The sequence below is a fragment of the Nostoc sp. genome (genome assembly GCF_036917755.1).
Taxonomy (GTDB): domain Bacteria; phylum Cyanobacteriota; class Cyanobacteriia; order Cyanobacteriales; family Nostocaceae; genus Nostoc.
In genome coordinates, this window is record NZ_JBALFC010000013.1 from 111,927 (window position 1) to 130,803 (window position 18,877).

At 43.3% G+C, this 18,877-nt stretch carries 17 protein-coding genes; 7 read left to right on the forward strand and 10 right to left on the reverse strand.

What is annotated here, in order from left to right:
• The first annotated feature begins 307 nt into the window (after nucleotides 1-307).
• Nucleotides 308-1,030, forward strand: a complete 723-nt coding sequence (locus V7L05_RS04665) for a hypothetical protein (RefSeq protein ID WP_335162226.1) — start codon at nucleotides 308-310, stop codon at nucleotides 1,028-1,030.
• 18 nt (nucleotides 1,031-1,048) lie between these two features.
• Here the strand turns inward: V7L05_RS04665 and V7L05_RS04670 are convergent, their stop codons facing one another.
• Nucleotides 1,049-2,194, reverse strand: a complete 1,146-nt coding sequence (locus V7L05_RS04670; protein ID WP_335162228.1) for a quinone-dependent dihydroorotate dehydrogenase — start codon at nucleotides 2,192-2,194, stop codon at nucleotides 1,049-1,051.
• Nucleotides 2,195-2,201: 7 nt separating this feature from the next.
• Here V7L05_RS04670 and V7L05_RS04675 point away from each other — a divergent pair, with 7 nt between their 5' ends.
• Nucleotides 2,202-2,621, forward strand: coding sequence for a GNAT family N-acetyltransferase (locus V7L05_RS04675; protein WP_335162230.1), 420 nt, complete (start codon nucleotides 2,202-2,204; stop codon nucleotides 2,619-2,621).
• A gap of 97 nt (nucleotides 2,622-2,718) precedes the next feature.
• Here the strand turns inward: V7L05_RS04675 and V7L05_RS04680 are convergent, their stop codons facing one another.
• On the reverse strand, nucleotides 2,719-3,066 hold the full coding sequence (locus V7L05_RS04680) for a hypothetical protein (protein WP_335162232.1): 348 nt from the start codon (nucleotides 3,064-3,066) through the stop codon (nucleotides 2,719-2,721).
• A gap of 263 nt (nucleotides 3,067-3,329) precedes the next feature.
• Between V7L05_RS04680 and V7L05_RS04685 the strand changes: the two genes are divergently transcribed.
• A complete protein-coding gene (locus V7L05_RS04685) occupies nucleotides 3,330-6,254 on the forward strand; it encodes a sensor histidine kinase (protein WP_335162234.1) in 2,925 nt (974 codons plus the stop codon).
• Between the two features lie 126 nt (nucleotides 6,255-6,380).
• Here V7L05_RS04685 and V7L05_RS04690 read toward each other — a convergent pair whose 3' ends face one another.
• Nucleotides 6,381-6,662, reverse strand: a complete 282-nt coding sequence (locus tag V7L05_RS04690) for a hypothetical protein (protein ID WP_335162236.1) — start codon at nucleotides 6,660-6,662, stop codon at nucleotides 6,381-6,383.
• A 4-nt stretch (nucleotides 6,663-6,666) separates the two neighbouring features.
• Here V7L05_RS04690 and V7L05_RS04695 point away from each other — a divergent pair, with 4 nt between their 5' ends.
• Nucleotides 6,667-6,894, forward strand: coding sequence for a hypothetical protein (locus tag V7L05_RS04695; RefSeq protein ID WP_335162238.1), 228 nt, complete (start codon nucleotides 6,667-6,669; stop codon nucleotides 6,892-6,894).
• A gap of 483 nt (nucleotides 6,895-7,377) precedes the next feature.
• Here the strand turns inward: V7L05_RS04695 and V7L05_RS04700 are convergent, their stop codons facing one another.
• Genes V7L05_RS04700 through V7L05_RS04710 form a run of 3 tightly spaced genes read right to left on the reverse strand, consistent with a single transcriptional unit; the run spans nucleotide 7,378 to nucleotide 11,648 of the window.
• Nucleotides 7,378-8,850 carry a nickel/cobalt transporter gene (locus tag V7L05_RS04700; RefSeq protein ID WP_335162240.1) on the reverse strand — a complete coding sequence of 491 codons (1,473 nt, stop codon included), beginning with the start codon at nucleotides 8,848-8,850 and terminating at the stop codon, nucleotides 7,378-7,380.
• 18 nt (nucleotides 8,851-8,868) lie between these two features.
• Nucleotides 8,869-10,365 carry a hypothetical protein gene (locus V7L05_RS04705; RefSeq protein WP_335162242.1) on the reverse strand — a complete coding sequence of 499 codons (1,497 nt, stop codon included), beginning with the start codon at nucleotides 10,363-10,365 and terminating at the stop codon, nucleotides 8,869-8,871.
• A 5-nt stretch (nucleotides 10,366-10,370) separates the two neighbouring features.
• Nucleotides 10,371-11,648 carry a DUF4331 domain-containing protein gene (locus V7L05_RS04710; protein WP_335162244.1) on the reverse strand — a complete coding sequence of 426 codons (1,278 nt, stop codon included), beginning with the start codon at nucleotides 11,646-11,648 and terminating at the stop codon, nucleotides 10,371-10,373.
• 614 nt (nucleotides 11,649-12,262) lie between these two features.
• Here V7L05_RS04710 and V7L05_RS04715 point away from each other — a divergent pair.
• Together V7L05_RS04715 and V7L05_RS04720 are read left to right on the forward strand one after the other, a co-directional pair.
• A complete protein-coding gene (locus tag V7L05_RS04715) occupies nucleotides 12,263-12,457 on the forward strand; it encodes a DUF2256 domain-containing protein (RefSeq protein WP_094350216.1) in 195 nt (64 codons plus the stop codon).
• Nucleotides 12,457-13,410 (forward strand): isoaspartyl peptidase/L-asparaginase, encoded by a 954-nt coding sequence (locus V7L05_RS04720; RefSeq protein ID WP_335162246.1) that lies wholly within the window; start codon nucleotides 12,457-12,459, stop codon nucleotides 13,408-13,410. Before V7L05_RS04715 ends, V7L05_RS04720 begins: the two co-directional genes overlap by 1 nt.
• Here V7L05_RS04720 and V7L05_RS04725 read toward each other — a convergent pair.
• The 3 genes from V7L05_RS04725 to V7L05_RS04735 form a co-directional block, all read right to left on the reverse strand.
• Complete coding sequence (locus tag V7L05_RS04725) at nucleotides 13,401-13,823, reverse strand: DUF29 family protein (protein WP_335162248.1); 423 nt, start codon at nucleotides 13,821-13,823, stop codon at nucleotides 13,401-13,403. The two genes, V7L05_RS04720 and V7L05_RS04725, sit on opposite strands and share 10 nt — an antisense overlap.
• Before the next feature lie 111 nt (nucleotides 13,824-13,934).
• Nucleotides 13,935-15,314 (reverse strand): bifunctional UDP-N-acetylglucosamine diphosphorylase/glucosamine-1-phosphate N-acetyltransferase GlmU, encoded by a 1,380-nt coding sequence (gene glmU, locus V7L05_RS04730; protein WP_335162250.1) that lies wholly within the window; start codon nucleotides 15,312-15,314, stop codon nucleotides 13,935-13,937.
• Nucleotides 15,315-15,602: 288 nt separating this feature from the next.
• A complete protein-coding gene (locus V7L05_RS04735) occupies nucleotides 15,603-16,751 on the reverse strand; it encodes a two-component system response regulator (RefSeq protein WP_335162252.1) in 1,149 nt (382 codons plus the stop codon).
• Between the two features lie 515 nt (nucleotides 16,752-17,266).
• On the opposite strand from V7L05_RS04735, the gene V7L05_RS04740 reads away from it, so the two are divergent.
• A complete protein-coding gene (locus V7L05_RS04740; RefSeq protein WP_335162254.1) occupies nucleotides 17,267-17,572 on the forward strand; it encodes a hypothetical protein in 306 nt (101 codons plus the stop codon).
• Between the two features lie 369 nt (nucleotides 17,573-17,941).
• On the opposite strand, the gene V7L05_RS04745 is transcribed toward V7L05_RS04740, so the two are convergent.
• On the reverse strand, nucleotides 17,942-18,835 hold the full coding sequence (locus V7L05_RS04745) for a tRNA (5-methylaminomethyl-2-thiouridine)(34)-methyltransferase MnmD (protein WP_335162255.1): 894 nt from the start codon (nucleotides 18,833-18,835) through the stop codon (nucleotides 17,942-17,944).
• Nucleotides 18,836-18,877 lie beyond the last annotated feature (42 nt).

Here is an 18,877-nt window from a genome sequence, read left to right on the forward strand (position 1 = left end):
AAGTTTAAGCGGCATAAGTAAGCCTGTGATCAGAATTTCGGGAGGATATTATCTGAAGGGTATTGCGATCGCTCTCGTCAAAACCCTCTTATTTTCTCTGGTAAAAAACTTTAGTGCGTAGTTTACCGCCGTAGGCATCGCACACCAATGTCACATAAGCAGAAGGTTGATCAGGGTATAACACCTACCAAGTAAAGTTTTTGCCGACAAATTTGCCGCAACTTTGCCAAAAGATACAAAAAAGTACCCAAATTTTTGCCAATATAATAAAATATTATTTCCTAAAATTCACTTGGCAAAAATCGGTATGAGTGCAAAACCGATAGAAGGTAACGGTAAGGCTTTTCTCGTTCTACTTTTGCCCATCTCGTTCTTGATTATTTTCCTGGTTGCCACCTGGAGAATTTTACTAGCGCTAATCGTGCTGGTAATTGGCTTCAAGGTTTGGCAAGAATATCAATGGCAACAGTGGACTCAGCAAGTTAACCCAATTTTTCATCAGTTGGTTCGGGAAAATCAGGGCAGACTTACGCCAATGGACTTGGCAATCAAGGGCAATTTTCCTGGAACAACGGCAAAACGCTACTTGGATGGTAAAGCCTCGGAGTTTGGTGCCAGTGTACTTAATTCTGAAGATGCAGGGCAGTCTTATTACTTTATAACTGCCAGCATTCTCGGCAATATCCTTGACAGTAGTGAGCCTGTTAAAGAGCTTCCTGCTCAACCAGTTACTAAAATTGCGCGATCGCTCCTAGCACCACCACCAATCCCACAGGAGGAAGAACTAGAAACTGAATCACTTCCACAGCCAACCCATGAAGAAGCTAAACGATCGCTGGAAAAACAGTTAATTTTTGGCTCTCTGATTCAATCTGAACTTGCCAAACGCCTAAATGTCTATTCCAGTACGGTTTATAAACGGCGAAATGATCCAGAGTTTCCTGAGTGGAGTCGTAGCAAAGACCCTGATGGTATTGCCTGGTCATACGTGGAAAAAACTAAGGAATTTTTTCCATTGGAAGAAGGTTAAACAATTCAAAATTCAAAATTAGAATGATTGAATTTTTGTTTGTAACCCAACAGCTTCGCTGATGGTAGCTAATTTGTTTTCTTCTAGTTTGTCTAGCAAACCTTGAAGAATTCGGCGTACCATCAGTGGGCCTTCGTAAATCCAGCCTGTATAAACCTGGATCAGGCTAGCACCAGCAGTAATTTTCTCCCAAGCATCTTCAGGAGAAAAGATGCCACCAACGCCAATAATCGGGATTTTTCCTTGGGTTTGCTGCCAAATAAAACGAATTACCTCAGTGGAGCGATCGCGCAATGGTTCACCGCTAATTCCGCCAGCTTCATCCTGGGGTGATTTGCCCGTTTGGTGAATCACCTGGGTTTTTAGACCATCACGGCGGATGGTGGTGTTAGTGGCGATAATTCCCGCCAGTTGGTAAGTTTTTGCAAGAGTTATAATATCAGCGATCGCCTCCCATTCTAAATCTGGCGCTATCTTGACAAAAATTGGTTTTTGTGTAGTATTTTCTTGTTGTAATAATTCTAAGATGGCACTGAGCATAGAAGCATCTTGGAGCGATCGCAACCCCGGTGTATTGGGGGAAGAGACATTAACAACAAAATAGTCTCCTAAATCCTTGAGTAAGCGAAAACTATCAAGATAATCCTGTGCGGCGGCTTCTAGGGGAGTTACCTTAGATTTACCCAAATTTATCCCTATGGGTATTGACTGGGTTAACTCCTGCTTTTCTTGTGCCAAACGTGCCGCCATTGCTGCTGCACCGCGATTATTAAAACCCATCCGATTGAGAGCAGCTTTATCCAACGGCAAGCGAAACAAACGGGGACGCGGATTTCCTGGCTGTGCGTGAAAAGTTACAGTTCCTAGTTCTGCAAAGCCAAAACCCAGCTTAGACCAAATGCCAGCAGCGACTCCATCCTTATCGAAGCCAGCTGCTAACCCTACAGGATTTGGGAAGTTTAGCCTAAACAAATTTTGTTCTAGGCGTGAATCATACAGACATAAGGACTGCTTTAGGCTTTGGTTTACCCAACTAGCAGGAGGGCGATTGGCTGTTTGCGATAGCCAACTAAAATTGCGAATCGTCTGCTGGTGTAACCACTCAGAATCGGTTTTTACCAGATTGAACAAAAGCGGACGAATGGCAAATTTATAAATATCCATTAGCTTTATGATTACAGTTCAGGTAGAACAGGAAGTAACTCAGCAGGAGCGGATGACCGTCATCCAAATGATCCGCCAGTTCAATCAACATTTTTTTCCGTTGTCGGAGTGGCAATCTATAGTAGTTTTTGCACGAGATGAATCAGGCTTGATTGTTGGTGGAGTTCTGGGTGAAATCGGTTGCGATTGGCTTTATATCAGAGTCTTAGTTGTTCAAGAAGACTTACGCCGCAAAGGTATTGGAAGCAACATCCTTAAAATTGCCGAAAAAGAAGGTCAAAAGCAAAACTGTGTAGGGGTTCATCTTGAGACATTAGAGTTTCAAGCTAAAGAATTTTATGAATCTCACGGCTACACTGTATTTGCTTTTCAAGAAAATTACCCACTTGGGCATAAGAGATACTTCATGCAAAAGTTATTTAACTAATTCTGTGAGTTGAAATCCCCGTCACAAAACTTAATGGCGTTAGCGAGTCCGCAAACGTCATTACGAATTACGAATTATTTTAAGTAGACTGCCGCGCTTACTCTTTAGCTTGTCGGAGTTCATCTCTAGCTTGTCGGAGTTCATCTTTAGCTTGCCGTGCTTCCTCTTTAGCTTGTCGGAGTTCTTCTTTAGTTAGCCGCACTTCTTCAGCAATCTGCCGCACTTCTTCGGCAGAATTTCTCATTTCTTCAGCAAGCTGCCGGGTTTCTTCGGCAGAATTTCTCATTTCTTCAGCAAGCTGTCGCTGCTCCTCTTGTGAGAACCTAGTGTCTTCAGCAGACTCTCGCTCGTTTTCTTGTGAGAGCCTGGAATCTTCAGCAGACTCTCGCTTTTCTTCTGAGACTTGTCTCTGCTCCTCTAGAGCATCAGACGAAGTTTCGCCCATTTCCCTAGCACTCCATAATCTAACTTCAACGGTAACGCCAGAGTCCCCACTTTAGCTAGAACTTTCAACAAACACCCGTGGCAATATTACTCAGGATGCTTTTCTAGGCATCTCATAATATTACCTTAATTTTCCCGGTATCTGGAAAACCTCAGTTCCATTCGCTATTAGGGAGGGGGCTGGGAGGTTAGGTTTTGCGTTGACTTTTCCATATAACGTGAAAAGTCAGATATATTACAAGCTATGTTAACCAATTAAATCAGATGGGGCAGCCGCAAAAACCTATAGTCGGCGAACAGCACATCATCTCCTTGGGACGTATCCTGCAACGCCTCAGAGACGAAGATAATGTTGACGTTCTGATTGAAACTACTATTTCTTATCTCAAAGAGCAGTTTGACTACAAACTGATTTGGATTGCTCTTTACGATCGCCTGAATCACATATTGTTCGGCAAAGGAGGTGTGACACCTGATAATGATACGGTCTTTTTACGGCAAAGAGTTGTTCTCAATCCTGGGGATTTATTAGAGCAAGTAGTGATTCAACAAAATCCTTTGGGTGTAGCTGATTTACAAACTGAAATCCGCGCCCCCGAATGGCGAAAAGTTGCTCAGAAATTCCACATCAAGGGAACGATTCTTTTACCAATTCGCTATAAAGACCGTTGCTTAGGCTTGCTGTTACTAGGTTCAGAACGCTGGGGCTACCTACTCACAGGGGAAGCAAAAGCACGTTTGATGATGGTTATAGGCGAACTGGGGGCAGTGCTTTATCAAAATGAGATGGATTTGCAGCACAAGCAAACCAAGAGAAGCGACGAGCCATTATTAGAATTGCTGGAAAATTTACGCACCGTCACTAACCTTAATCAAAGACTTGAAGCAGCAGTCCAAGGAACTCATAAATTTGTCTCCCCCAGCCGGACAAATATTTACTGGTTTGAGCGGGAAGGGCGCTATTTTTGGTGTCGGATGAGCAATCAGCTTGTCAAACTCGATCGCAATTCCAGCAGTCAGCAAGCAGCAGGAATGACGGTGCAGGACTTGAGCGACTTTTATTATGCTTTGACAGTTAATCAAATTGTCTCCATTGGTGATGCAGGCAGTTCTTTAAAGAGCCATTTTACGGCAAAATTGCTGGAACGACTGAAGGTGCGATCGCTCTTGGCAGCTCCAATAATCTGGCAAAAGGACTTAGTAGGTTTTCTGGCGGTAGAAAGCAATGAACCTCGGATATGGACGGAGACAGACAAAAATTTTGTCCAAGGTGTTGCTGGCTTAATCTCTCTGGTTGCATCTACCGAAAGCATGGAAAGCACTATCAAACAGATTCAAGAGGATGCTCAACTGACTAGCCAAGTTGCCCAAGGTATTTATAGCGAACATGACCTTCAGGAAACTTTACACAGCTGTGCTAAAAGAGTTTTAGCCAGGCTTGGTGCTACACGATTTTTGCTGTTGCAGTATGACCCTGAACAGAATAATTATCAATTTATTTACCAAAATCAGCCCCATAATCGCCGATCGTTAACGTTTACCCTTGATACTCTCAAAGAATTAGATGGGCAGCTTTTGCAACGTTCAACTCAAGCGGTGGAGATTCAAAACTTAGATGAAGATTTACGCTTTTTTAACTGGCGTCCCCTTTTACTAAAAAATGGTGTGCGATCGCTACTTATTTGTAAATGCACTCACGAGCATATACCAGTAGCGCTTTTGGTCATCACTCACGAAACCCATCGTTCTTGGACAACTTTGGAAAAGGAATTACTCTGGGCTGTCAGTCAACAGATTGGTGTCATTGTTCGTCAGTGGCAATTACACAACCGCACCACCCAGCAACAAAAAGTTTCCCAGGCATTTGAGCAATGCCTACGCATACTGACACAATCCCAGAACAGCAAAATCGAGGTCAAAAAAAAGCATTTAGAACGTACAGCACTCGAACAAATAGCATCAATTTTGGGATGTCCCCTAGCGGTACTGCTATCTTGGTCGCCTAATGAAAGTTGGGCAGAAATTATCCCTGGAGTGCTTGACAATAGTCAATTTGGAGTTTTTTCCGATGCATCTATTCCTATCCAGTCTGAAGCCTTAATTCAGTGGGCACTTGTGACGGAAAGTTACCTGACTTTGAAGGTAGATGATTTACCATCGGAAACCCGGAAATGGTTGAATGTTCCAAACAAAGGTCAAATTTTGGTGATGGCATTACGTACCAATGCTGACTATGAAAACACAGGTGTAGTGTTGTTGGCAGACTATCAAGAGCGTCCCTGGTCAGAACAAAGCCTCAGTGCAACAGTAACTCTGATTTCTCAATTAGCTTGGTGGCGTCGTGAAAAGCAAATTACCCGACTTCTAGAATCCACAACCGAGGAATTACGACAACTCAACTGGTACAAACATCGTCGCTTAGAGGAAATCCAAAGAATAACGGCGCTGTCCCTTAAACAAATACATGACTTGGGCATTCCTACTAATGAACTTACTCAGATGCGCTACCAGCTATTGCTGCGGCAGTTAGACCACACAGCGACCTCTATGAGTGGAATGCTCAAACTAGAGCAGTGGCAGCTACATATTAGTTGGGAAACTATGCCCATAGCTAGTTTATTGAAGCGATCGCTCGAACGCATCGAAAATTTACTTAAACAACAAAAGCTGTGGCTTGGTGTACATGGTTTGGGACAACAAATTGAGGCGGAAGAGTCCCCAAAGAATTCTTCATTAGCCAAAGGTGTTCCTAGCTCAAGTTCACAATCTGCAATGGCGATCGCTGGTGATATTGTCAAAATTGAATTAGTTATCCATGAATTATTGGTTACTGCCTGTAACCGTTCTCAGACCGGCGGCAGAATTGATATTTGGTGTCGCCGTTTAGATACGTCTAAAATCTTAGATGCAAATCCTTCTTCTTCAACCGTAGAAGCTGATCATCAGACATCGCTAGAACTATCGATTACATACAACGGTGCGATCGAACCACAGTTACTCACAGAGCTACATGATAATACACCCAAGGATGTGCTTGCTCACTCCAACCTCGACCAACCACCAGGTTTACATCTGGTCATCTGCCAAAACCTCATGCAGGAGTTGGGAGGAGAGTTGAATTTCTATCAATTACCAGATAATCGGGTAGTCAGTCGCTTGCTGTTGCCGTTAATTGGTCATGATTCTTAGCGGATGCTTGAAAAGTATTGGGCGAATAGAATAGAGCCTCCGGCACGCTGACGCACTAAGCGACTACACAAACGAAGTCCAGCGACCTGGACTAAGAGAAAATAAAAAGGTTTTAACCGAATGGCACTAAGTTACAGCCCCTGCCCTGACTGGTTCCCAGCCTCCAGGCTGGGAACCCATTCTGGGAGGCTCCGCCTCCAGTAGCTTGACGAGAGGCAGAGCCTCTCGGAATTCGTTCCCAGCCTCCAGGCTGGGAACGAGGCGACACAAGCCTTGGCGATCGCCTTTGTTATATCGGCGATCTCGTTTGCTACATTGGCGATCGCCTTTGTTATATCGGCGATCGCCTTTGCTACATTGGCGATCGCCTTTGTTATATTGGCGATGCTTACGGCTGGCTACGCCCACGCGTTTGCTACAAAAACTATCACTTGATATTTATCCAAAAGACTTACCTGCTTTAGCAACTGAGTTCACCTTTCAGGAACTCTATGGAAACTTAGATGAACGTATTGAAACATTTGAACGTGATTTTATTTACCATAAATTACAGGAATTAGGAACATCTGCTTCATATTTAAATCATCACGAAGGTAAGCTTTTAGATCATCTACTCTCAGAGTATAACCCTCTGAATTAGGCGTTAAATCGCCTTCTTTATGGTATGGCGAGAAACGCGAACCATCCATTTTGCAGAACTTAGGGATTTCCAAGAAATAAATTATCCAAGAAAACGAACCACAGAGGCGCAGAGGTAACAGAGAGATGAAGAAGAGAGAGGATTGTTGTATGAGATTTTTGAATGTTTTTTAATTTGGAAGTCCCTTAAATTAAAAAAATATCCCATCGTCGGGGCGTATTGCAATACGCCCCTACTAATCAGCAAAAATTACGAGTGCGGGTGCAATATGATTTATGAGCAGGATTTCAAAGACTCAAATTGAGCCAAAAAAGTTTTTCAGCCTGTGATAAGCTAATTTCAAAGTAGCCGATTATGCACAAAGCAGTTATTAAAGAGATGAAGATAAATCGTTTCATATTTTCCTCGCAATAAGATTTTCTGACATCTAGTTGTTCAGGGTTATTTGACAAAACTGAGTGCTTTTATCTTTTGCACTTTCATCTAGTTCCAGGGATGAGCGAGTAAAGCCTGGGAAGTAATACCTAAGCCAATTAGGGTAATACATAAGGCGCTTGCGACTGGTAACATTTTTATCCTGGGTATCTGGAATGGTAAATGCTCAAACCGATCCTTGGCGTAGACTAGCATTAACCCGATTCCAGTTAATACTGCTGCTAGACCTAAGCTAAAGGCAGATACGAGCGCTAATCCAAAGCCAATTCGTCCCAGCGCGATCGCACTCAGCAACACTACTAAGGCTGAAGGACAAGGTAACAAGCCGCCCGATATTCCCAGCGCTAGTAGGCTAGACCACTTCATGGAACTTACATCACCATCAGGCGGTAGATGCGAATGCTCATGGTTTACATGGTTGTGGTGATGGTGTTGATGACTATGTACATGGTCATGTGAATGAGAAACCTGAGTCCCCTGCAATCGACTGATAAACAAATTCAGACCAATTACAGTTACCAGTACCCCAGAGAGTACGCTTAACCAAGGGTACAATTGCTCTGTCAAAATAAACTCCGATGTGCCAAGAGTAACCAGCCCTAGAGCAAATATGCCAGCAGTATGGGTAATCGTTATAATCAGCCCCAAAAATAGGGCTTGTTGGGCAGTACTACGGGAACCCACCAAATAAGCACCGACTAGCGTTTTCCCATGACCAGGGGACAAAGCGTGTAAACCACCCCATAAAAAGGCGATCGCTAGAGCTATTAGGATAGTCCAGAAATTATGATTTTCCTCGGTAATTAGGTTAGTAAAGACATCATTGCTTCTTCCTGTTAAAGCATTATCTAAGCGGCTGGATGATTTAACAGCCGGTGGAGGCGCTTTTTCACTCGATGTCAGAGACGGATTGAGTTTAAAGTCAATCCGACGCTGATCGAGAGGACTGCTAAGTAACTCAGTAGGGTAATCTCTCAAACGGTTGGTAATACTCAAAGAGGTGAAATCACCTTGAATAGGAACGCCATTTGTAGCCACAGTAATCTCACGCCAACCCAAGCGCTGGGGATAAAACTGATCTTCAAATATTAACTGATTCGCGCCTACTAACTCCGTTGGCGCCTGAAACTTACAACTCAGTCGCAGTGTAGATAATCCTCCTACACCTGGAGGAAATTCAACTGTTGATTTGATCAAAGACAGTGCTAAAGGCTGTTTATTGATCAACAGTTCCAGGTGTGAGTTGACTTCCTGGCATTTTTGGTTAGGGTATTGAACCGTCTCTATAGGTTCAGCTTTGCGATCGCGATTAGTATCTAAGTGATTAATCTCCTGAAAAGCAGGAATCTCTGCCATGTCTAGAACATAATCAATCGCCACACCATCGGTTGCTACCTGCACTCCTGCATAGTGATTGATGGTGAAATTGCCTAAAGGATGGGCATTTGCCCTCGGCATCCAAAAAAAACATATTGCGATGATTGCAGTACTCCAAGCCAAGCAATGTAGCAGCTTTTTCATAGAGAACTCCTTAGAGCGTTAGGAGTGGGAGAGGTTATTTTGAGACAGACACAGGGCATTAGGTTTGCCAACACTTGACCGAAAAAGACTCATGATACAGGGCAAGTAAATTTCTTTATGGGTATTGTTAATTTTGAATTTTGAATTTTGAATTAGGAGCGAAGCGACTTGACGAGCTTCATCAGCATACTTGTGATGAAATTGAGGATTGAGGCTAACAGCTTGAGTTAGTCGCTTTATTGCTTCTTCACGATTACCTAAATGAAGTGCAATCATGCCAGCATGAAATTGCAGCAAAGCATCCTCTGTCCCGAAGCGAGTTGCTCGTTGTGCTGCCCTTTGCGCTTCTTGCCATTCCCCATTAGCCGCAGCTGCCCAAGCTAACGTATCCTCTGCATATACATCGTCTCTCACTGCTACTTCACTACGGGCAATCTGTAGAGCCTCTGTTAAATGAATTCCGTGTTCTGTATAATAGACCGCTAAAGCGCGATCGTAGATTCCTTTAACTTTGCTCAGGTAAGCTACTACGCCGATCAAATCTTCAGTTTCAGTTGCACCTTTTTGATCTCCCAGAGCTAGTTGAGCATCAGCCTTATACCCCAGCGTTTCTACCTGTGGCATCAGTTCTATACCCTGGTTTGCGGTATTTAGAACATCCTGCCAACGATGCTGTGCCGCATAGAGGCGGGCTAATCCTGTAAATGCAGCTATATGCCGGGGGAAAAGGTCAAAGCTCTCCCGATATCGCTGCTCAGACAGGGCAAAATCCCCGACTGCAAAAGCCAGATCCCCAGTCCGCACATGAAACCAAGCACGAGTTTCGGCGCTCGTCGTGTAGAAAGAGTCCATCTCTTCCATAGCTTCATCTAAGAGTTGCCGTGCCGAGGCGAGATTGCCAGTTAACTCTAAGTAACGGGCGACAACTGCTTTATGACCAGAGTTCGATTCTTCTTCAGCAAGGTTCTGCAAGAGTTGATGAGTTGCTTCATAGTTACCCAACTCCATCTGAATCGATGCCTTCAGTGAGACAATATTGGGATTATCAACAGATGAATTATTTAACACATCTAAAGCTGATCGAAACTGATGTTGAGATAGTAAAGCTGATGCTAGGAGCATGGAAGAAACCTGATTATGGCGCGGCTGTATTGCCAGGGATCTACGTGCCGCTTGTTCTGCTCGTAACACATCTTCCACATCTGCCACTTCTCGAAAGCGCCTCAAATATTGATCGGCCAACAGACGTAAAAATATTGAGGAATTGGGAGATTGGGCAACTTTCTCTTCATAGACGCTGATAATATGCGATCGCTGTAAATAATCGGGGAAGACTAAATCTGACTGCTGAACTGGTAATATCTGCCTGGAATTAACAGTCAGCAGTTGCACGGTAGAGGAATATATACCTGACTTACCATTGGTGTAGCCTAAACTTAGCGCTTCTGTATCAGAGGGTCTTAGTAAAACCAGTAGGCTAGTCAGCGCTAACACCCATAGTATTCGTAGATGCATAAACTCTACAAAGGATTACCTAAATAAGGGAAGTCAGAAAGAAAGTTAGCATTATTAGGCCCAACATTATCGGTAGTCAGCCCCGGAATTTCCCCTGTAGTAATTCCTGTAACTGCATTACCAAAGACAACAGATGCTGTTACATCAATTACGTCATCTTTTGGTCTTCTACCACCAAAATCGTTGCCTAATTGAGTACCAAAATAACTCCCACTAGGTTTGGAAAGGTCAGCTTGAATAACATCAGGAATCGCCACTGAGATCACGGCATTGGCTATGCCTTGAGGTCTACCGATCGCGTTGACAAAGGCTTGAATGAATTGGGATTGATTGCTAGCGTCTTGCGTTGGTGTCTGAAGATTACTATTATTATGAGCTTTAAAGTCCATAAAAAGTTCATTCAGAGCTGGAACTGCTAACCGCTCAATCTGAGCCAAATTCCGATTTCTGAGTCTAGGAGTATTAACACTAGTTGTCATCCAAACACCAATCTTGCCACTACCAAGCAGTTTCCTGGGTAGCTCGACAATAATTGAGTGAACATTGAATGGAGCTAGGGTGTCTTGTGCTTGTCCAGGTGGTCTAAAGGAAAGAACTTGGAAGGGAGGACTGGGATTAGGCTGAAGGCTATAGTTCCGATCCGGGATGATTTTGAAGAACTGTTCTAGATCGAAAAAGAACGGGTCTTTGCGTGTGCCAACAAAGAACTTTATGCCGTTAGATGCGGAGAATGTTTGGTTGAGTGGCCCTGTCGAACTTACTGGAAGCAAAGCTGAGTCTGTTCCTCTGATGATTGGACGACTTGGGCCGCGGACTGTAACAGTTTCTTGGAAGCGTGTGCGATTTATATTGAATTGGAGTACGACATCTTCAATACTGTCGCCAGTGTTATCAATCTTGAACTGATAAAGAACATTTGGATCGAATGGTCTGATTTCACCAGAAACGATCAGAGGGTCGAAATCCATTATCAGGACAGCATTGTTGGAGTTTGTCGGACTCTCAAATACATACAAATCTGTGAGATCCGCAGCAGTGAGCTTAGTGGCAAGAAAAGTTGTGTCCTGGTGGTCTGAAGCCAAAGCTTTAGGGGTTGCATAAATTAGGACTACGAGCAAAACAGCAACAATTGCCACTAGGGTACGAAAAAAACGAGTAGCTCTAGTCCAATATAGCGATCGCTTGAGCGGAAAAAATGCCGCCATATTTTGCACTAGTTTATCTATAAGTACCCAGTCTTGAGTTGGTATAAAAGAGGTGATCCTCCGAGCATTTATTCTCATAGTTGCCCTCCTTGAGGTATTTTGTCTCTACTATTGTATGTGTCTACGTGGAAATAGCAAGTTTATTTAAATTTCAAAAAAAGACTGCGGTTATTACTGAAGTGCCTCACGGCTGATTGGCTCCTACTACTCACTTACCAGAACAAAACTTGCTCACTTTTTGCTCACTTTTCTAGTTTCAGGTTTTAAGACTTATATCATACACGTATACTACATAGGATTTGGGTATTTCAGCCGTGTTGCCCACCAATTGCTATTTAGTAGTCCGCATACTACTTTTCTATTACTTACAAGCGAGTGAAACTTACTCCTACCGATAAACAAGCTTCACGTCGCATCTGGTAGAGTTGCGATCGCAATGATTTCAGTGAGTTTACATTTCGTTTCATAGTTAGGTTTATCCGTACCTACTTACTTACAAATTTACAGACTTACTTAAGAGTTGAACCATCTGCCCATAGTTTTGTATTCCCAGCCAAATAGCGAAAAAATAAGTCTAAAGATAGATTGACATTACATTTATTCGCCCAAAGTATCCTCCCTTGGTGGCAAACTGGATTATAATTATCTTCCATCTATCTCAGAAATCAAATTCTCGTATAGACAGTAATTATATGGGACGTGTTCGTTCTAAATCTGACCTACCGACAAAAATCTGTCCGGTATGTCAACGTCCTTTTACATGGCGTAAAAAGTGGCAAGATTGCTGGGACGATGTGAAATATTGCTCAGAACGTTGTCGTCGTCGCCGTTCTGAAGCTCAAAATGAAACTAACCGCAACACAGACGCAAATAGCGCAAGGGATTAATGGAGTTACAGGTGCAACCTAAATTAATTATTCATGGCGGGGCTGGTAGTTCTCTCCACGGTAAAGGAGGATTGGAATCGGTACGCCGATCGCTCCATGAAGTAATAGAATTCGTCTATTCTCTGCTATTGTCAGGAGCAACTGCTTCTGAGGCGGTGGTGCAGGGTTGCCAAATGCTCGAAGATAACCCCCGCTTTAATGCTGGTACTGGTTCAGTATTGCAATCTGATGGGCAAATCCGCATGAGTGCTTCCCTGATGGATGGCGCATCAGGGCGCTTTAGTGGCGTGATTAATATCTCGCGGGTGAAAAATCCCATTGATTTAGCGCAATTTTTACAAAACTCACCAGACCGAGTGCTATCGGATTTAGGCTCGGCTGAGTTGGCGCGGGAAATGCAAATTCCCAGCTATAACGCTTTAACTGATTTGCGGTTACAAGAGTGGATACAAGAGCGCCAGGATAATTTTAAAAGCACAATGGCTGGCGTGGTCGCAGAACCCGAACTGATAGAAACCAGCAATGCTGGACGCGGTACCATCGGTGTAGTAGCTTTAGATGCTTCTGGTAGCATAGCTGCTGGTACTTCCACTGGTGGGAAGGGATTTGAGCGAATTGGAAGGGTAAGTGATTCGGCAATGCCAGCAGGTAATTATGCTACTAGTAATGCTGGTGTTAGCTGTACTGGAATTGGTGAAGATATCATTGATGAGTGTTTAGCAGCAAAGATTGTAGTGCGTGTTACTGATGGGATGTCGCTGAAGGATGCCATGCAGCGATCGTTTGGGGAAGCGCACCAGAACAAACGGGATTTGGGAGCGATCGCCTTAGATGTCAGTGGAGCGATCGCTTGGGGGAAAACCAGCGAAATCTTACTAGCCGCCTACCACGACGGCGAAAAAATTGGCGACACCTTGGAATGGAATGATAGTGAATTGATTGGCTATTGTTGAATCAATTCTAGCGCCTGAGTTAAGATTTCTTGCTGGTCAACCATTGTGGCCAATTCTTGGGCTTCATAACGCCCCTCAAAAGCTTCTAGTGCCGCTCTTTTCAGTGCCACTTGATATCCTTGTTGCAGAATATCGATTAATTCTGCTTGAGTCAAGTAAAAACCACCGGATTTGCGGCGCTTGTTTATTTTGTTGATTTCACGCACCGTATTTTCTCTCGAAACATCCCAAGAGCGAGTAGAACGTTTTTCAGCCTTTTGTTTAATTAAATGGATGAGAAGAATCACACCATAACTATCAATTTTATTGATTTTGTCACTGAGGCTGATTTCTTCTAACTCATCCACCAACAGCAGCGCCTCATGGAGTTTACCTTGTTCTAGAAGTTGCCTCAGTTCTAGCAGTTCTTCCATATTATGTTTTGAGATTTTGGCTTCACTACTAATCTAACTAGATTAGACAACTTGCAAAAATCCTGGCTTTTGCTCGCAAACCACAGATGAACCGCGATTAACACCGATGAATTATTTGTGTTGATCTCTAGTTTCATTTTCAACACTTTTCCTCCGCCAAGCTGGTTTCACCACTTGACGACTACGCGCAATTACCAAAGAATCATCAGGAACATCTTCTGTAACAGTGGAACCAGCTGCTATGTAGACATCATCACCCAAGGTAATTGGAGCCACTAAAACGCTATTGGCACCAGTCTTAGTCCGATCGCCTATTTTGGTACGATGTTTCTTCACACCGTCATAATTGGCAGTAATTGTACCGGCACCAATGTTCACCTGATTGCCGACAACGGTATCACCTATATATGATAAATGTGCTGCATTGGTGCGATCGCCTAACTGAGTATTTTTCAATTCCACAAAATTTCCCACACGGCAACCAGCACCCACCTGTACCTGACCGCGCAAATGAGCATAGGGGCCAATTCGGCTGCCGGCTTGCACAATGCTATTTATTACTACTGAATACTGTACCGTGACATTTTCACTCAACTGGCTATTTTCAATTAAACTCCCCGGCCCAATGTGACTTCCGGTTTGAATCACCGTATTTCCTCGCAGGTGAGTTTGGGGTTCAATAATTACATCCGGCTGTAATTCTACTGTTTCATCAATGGTGATACTTGTGGGATCGATGAGAGTGACACCCGCCAGCATCCATTTTTCCTTGACTCGTTTTTGCAAAATTTCATATGCTGTTGCCAATTGCAAGCGATCGTTGATGCCGAGAATTTCTTGATAATCTTCCACATCCACTGCCATCACTTGTCCCACCTGAGTGACGGCATCGGTGAGATAGTATTCTTTTTGGGCATTGTTTGCTTGTAAATGGGGCAACACCTTTGCCAAATCTGGCCAGCGAAAGCAGTAAACTCCAGCATTAATCCGGTGATTTTGTCTTTGGGCAGCAGTACAATCCTTGTGTTCGACCATTTGCTGCACAAAATTTTCATCGTTACAAAAAACGCGCCCGTAGCCCGTGGGGTCAGGTAGATGCGAGGTGAGAATAGTGGCGGCGTTTTGATTTTGGGCGTGAGTTTGTAACATCTGCTTGAGAGTTTCGCTGCGTATCAACGGTAAATCGCCGTTAAGTATCAGTAAATCCCCAGTGTAATCTTCCAAGTGGGGAAGTAATTGCTGGATGGCATGACCTGTCCCCAATTGCACAGGCTGTTCGACAAACTCCAAGCTGGGAATTAAATGCATGGCGGCTTGCACTTCCTCAGACTGATATCCTACAATCACGATTCGCCGTGAGGGCGAAAGTGGTTCTACACTTTCGAGAACTCTCTCTACTAGCGATCGCCCACCCAAAGAATGTAAAACCTTGGGTAAGTGTGATTTCATCCGTGTGCCGCGTCCCGCCGCTAGAATTGCTACAACTACCATAATTAGCTATCAGCTATCAGTGAAATTGTGATTAATGCTGTTGGTACTTTCAAATCTAGGCTCAAATCATACCAGCTAATCATAGAAGACTGAAATTATCAAAGGAGTCAGAATTGAGGAGTCGGGAGAACTTTACTCATCAAAGGCAGAGATTATAATAATACCAATTAGCGTTGATTAGGGACTGACAAATAAAAAAATACTCAACTACTTCTTGTGGGGTGGGTAATTTATTTGTTGTCAGTCCCTTACAGCAGCTACAAATCATTACTCCCCACTCGCCACTCCCTACTCCCTCTCTTTTTCCTGATAGGAGTGAATAAACTCTACAAACTGCTGCATTAGTTTAGGATTACGCCAACCGGAATCAGTTTCTTCTTGCATCAGTGAAAGTGCTTCTGCTGAAGTAAAAGCTTTTTTGTAAGGTCGTTCGCTGGTTAGGGCATCGTAAATATCAATTAACTGAAATACTTGCGCCAGGTAGGGAATATCATCCCCCTTGAGTTCATCAGGGTAGCCTGAGCCATCCCAGCGTTCGTGGTGATGGCGAATAATCGGAATTACAGTCCGCATACTGCGTAGTGGCTGGCAGATTTTTTCGCCAATCAAAACGTGCTGCTGCATGATTTGCCAATCTTCAGGGCTGAGTTTGCCTTTTTTCAGCAGCACTGCATCGGGAATACCCACCTTGCCGATATCGTGGAGATAACCACCCCACCTCAAATCTCGAATTTGGTAGCGTGAGAGGTTGAGGTATTCACCAAAAACTTGTCCCCATTTTACCAGGCGTTCACAATGATTACCTGTGTTGGGATCGCGACTTTCAATGGACATGGCAATAGAAAATAGTACTTGTTCGGCATGGTCTAAATCTTCGTTCAGACGCTTCTGCCGCACTAAGGACTTTACACGCGCCGCCAGTTCCACACGATCAAAGGGTTTGGTGAGAAAATCATCAGCTCCAACTTCAATTCCCCGAATGCGCGATCGCCTGTCATTTAATGCCGTAAGAAAAATCACTGGAATTAGCCTAGTCTGCTCATCCTGTTTGAGCAATTGGCACACTTCAAATCCATCCATTCCTGGCATCATCACATCCAGCAAAATCAAATCTGGTTGTTTTTGAGTTACCAATCTTATAACAATGGAACCACTATCCGCCTCAATCACTTCGTATCCTTCTATCCCCAAGAGGGAAACAGCAGTCATGCGACTGGTGGCATGATCGTCAACTACTAAAACTTTCGGCGGATCTAAATCAAACCCATTCACTTTAGAACCTTTGGCTTGTAGTGTTCCAGATACCAATGAATTATCACCATAATTAACATCAGCTTTTATCCAAAAAGACGCTGCTTGGCTATCTTCAAGCATAAGCTCTTTTAAAGAATAACCCTCCGTATTTTGCGATCCTACGGCATGATTTGAACCTTGCATAAGTTAACAGTGTCAGATTTCAAAAAAAATTTAACAAAGTTTGGGGGTTTAATTCCCCTGCCTAACGACGGCAGCACGTTTTGTGTTGAGGTGAAATCCCTGTCACAAAACTTAATTACGTTCGCGTAGCATGCCAGAGGCTCTATTACGAATTACGAATTACGAATTATTTTAATATTCGACTGTATCTGAGCCAGAGTTTCCATAGGCATTATGCATGATGTCAAGCTGCCTATCTGAGTTTTCGCAGCATGTATTGTTTATGTTACGAACAAGGTGTATCTTGTTGTCAAACTTTTTGCTTCTAATTCCAGTATGATCAATTGGCACAAATATTCCATCAGGTTTTTTACGGATATTTTTTAACCTAGTGCCCCTAGAAAGCGTTATTACCGCTTGCTTTCTATCGATATATCGGGTTTTGAGTTCCAAATCTTTATGGTAATCATTAAGTATATATGTTTTTACTTACTTAAGTATAAGAATACTCAATTACTGTTGAATATGATGTAAAATTGAATACTAGCATACAACTAAACTATTTGGCTCGTAAAAACTCGTTGTCTGAGTATCTGGAAAAGAAATCAGAATTTTTGGCAAAAAAATGTCTAACTTTTCTGGAATTCAGGGCTGAGGATGAAGTTTGTAGTTACGTCACCGATAGCCATGCGTGTCAACTTAAGGTGAAAACCAACCTAGAACAAGTTTTTCTCGTTAAGAGTCTCCGACTGGGAATGCCTAATTGGAGGCTCCACCTCAAGACTTGCGGCAGAGCCGCAATTGAAGAGCATTTCCAGCAAGAGGCTGGAAACGAGGTTTGAAAAGGGTTTTGGCTTAAGTTGACACCAATGCACCGATAGCCTAAAGCAAGCTAGGCGTAGCGTCTGGTAGAGAAACGTTAGCGAGTCTTGTCTACGAGACGCTGTTCGTGTCCCTTGCGTCAAATCGCTTCTCGAAATGAAAAATTATTAATTAAAAATTGCAATCATTGTTGGCTCTGTACCCACCACTGATTGTAGACCACTGAATCAAAGATTCAGTGCTTGCTCTGTACCCCAAATTAATTAATTAAAAATTATTATCCTTCTTAATTTTTAACTTTTAATTTTTAATTTTTAATTAAAAAAAGGTCACAGCCCCTCGTAAACATCGCAACCGAACTACAAACTAGTTCCCATAAAATCCCTGCCTTATGTTCCCAATAGCCACCTTTTTCGCCAACCGGAGGTAGGTTCGAGCCAAGAGGTTTCTTGCTCTTGTTGTCGCCGCATTACGATGATTTCGGTTGGATCGCTCAATTGAGGATCGCGATAAGGAATAGCAGCACGGGTTAGCAAGTGTTCTTTTTCAGCTTGCGAGAGGGGAGGAAGTGCTGTGTAGTTTTTCAACTCAGCACTTGGAGAATGTGCTGCCACAGTACCAGGCGATCGCCTTCCCACAGGTGGGGTAGAACCGATGATCAAGCCAGCAGACAAAAGTGCTGTGCGTACAGCAGCAGAACAAGAATAGGTGGCTAATAAACCATCTGGATGTAAACACAATGACAGTTGTTTAATAAATTCAACAGTCCATAATTGAGGACATTGAGGTGGTGAAAAAGGATCGAGAAAAATTGCATCTGCCCAGAAACCCGACTGATGTACTGGCGTTATCGTAGTTCTAGCATCGCCAATTAGTAGCTTCGCTTTCAGACAAGGTGTTTGCACTTGATGCTCAAAAGCTAGCTCTTTCAAAATTTCAATATAGTTACAGTTCCAATTGTCGAACAAATGATGAGCGATCGCAGCTTGTGGCACAGATGGATTCAGTTCTAAACCGATTACTTCAACACAACAACTAGGATTCACTGCCCAAATTGTTTGCAAAGCAGCAGCTGTGTTATATCCTAGACCATAACAAACATCCAACAGCCGCAAAACTGGTTTTTGCGCGGCTGTCGCCAGTTGAGTCGGTTCCACAAACTTGAAAAAACTCTCCTGTTTAGCTCCATAATGGCTGTGAAAGGATTCACCAAACTCTTGAGAGACAAAGGTGAAAGAGCCATCTGCTGTTAGCTTAGGTGTAAAATTCTCTAAGTCTGACATTTAAAATAAAACTAAATAATCACCAATGCCCAATGCCTCATG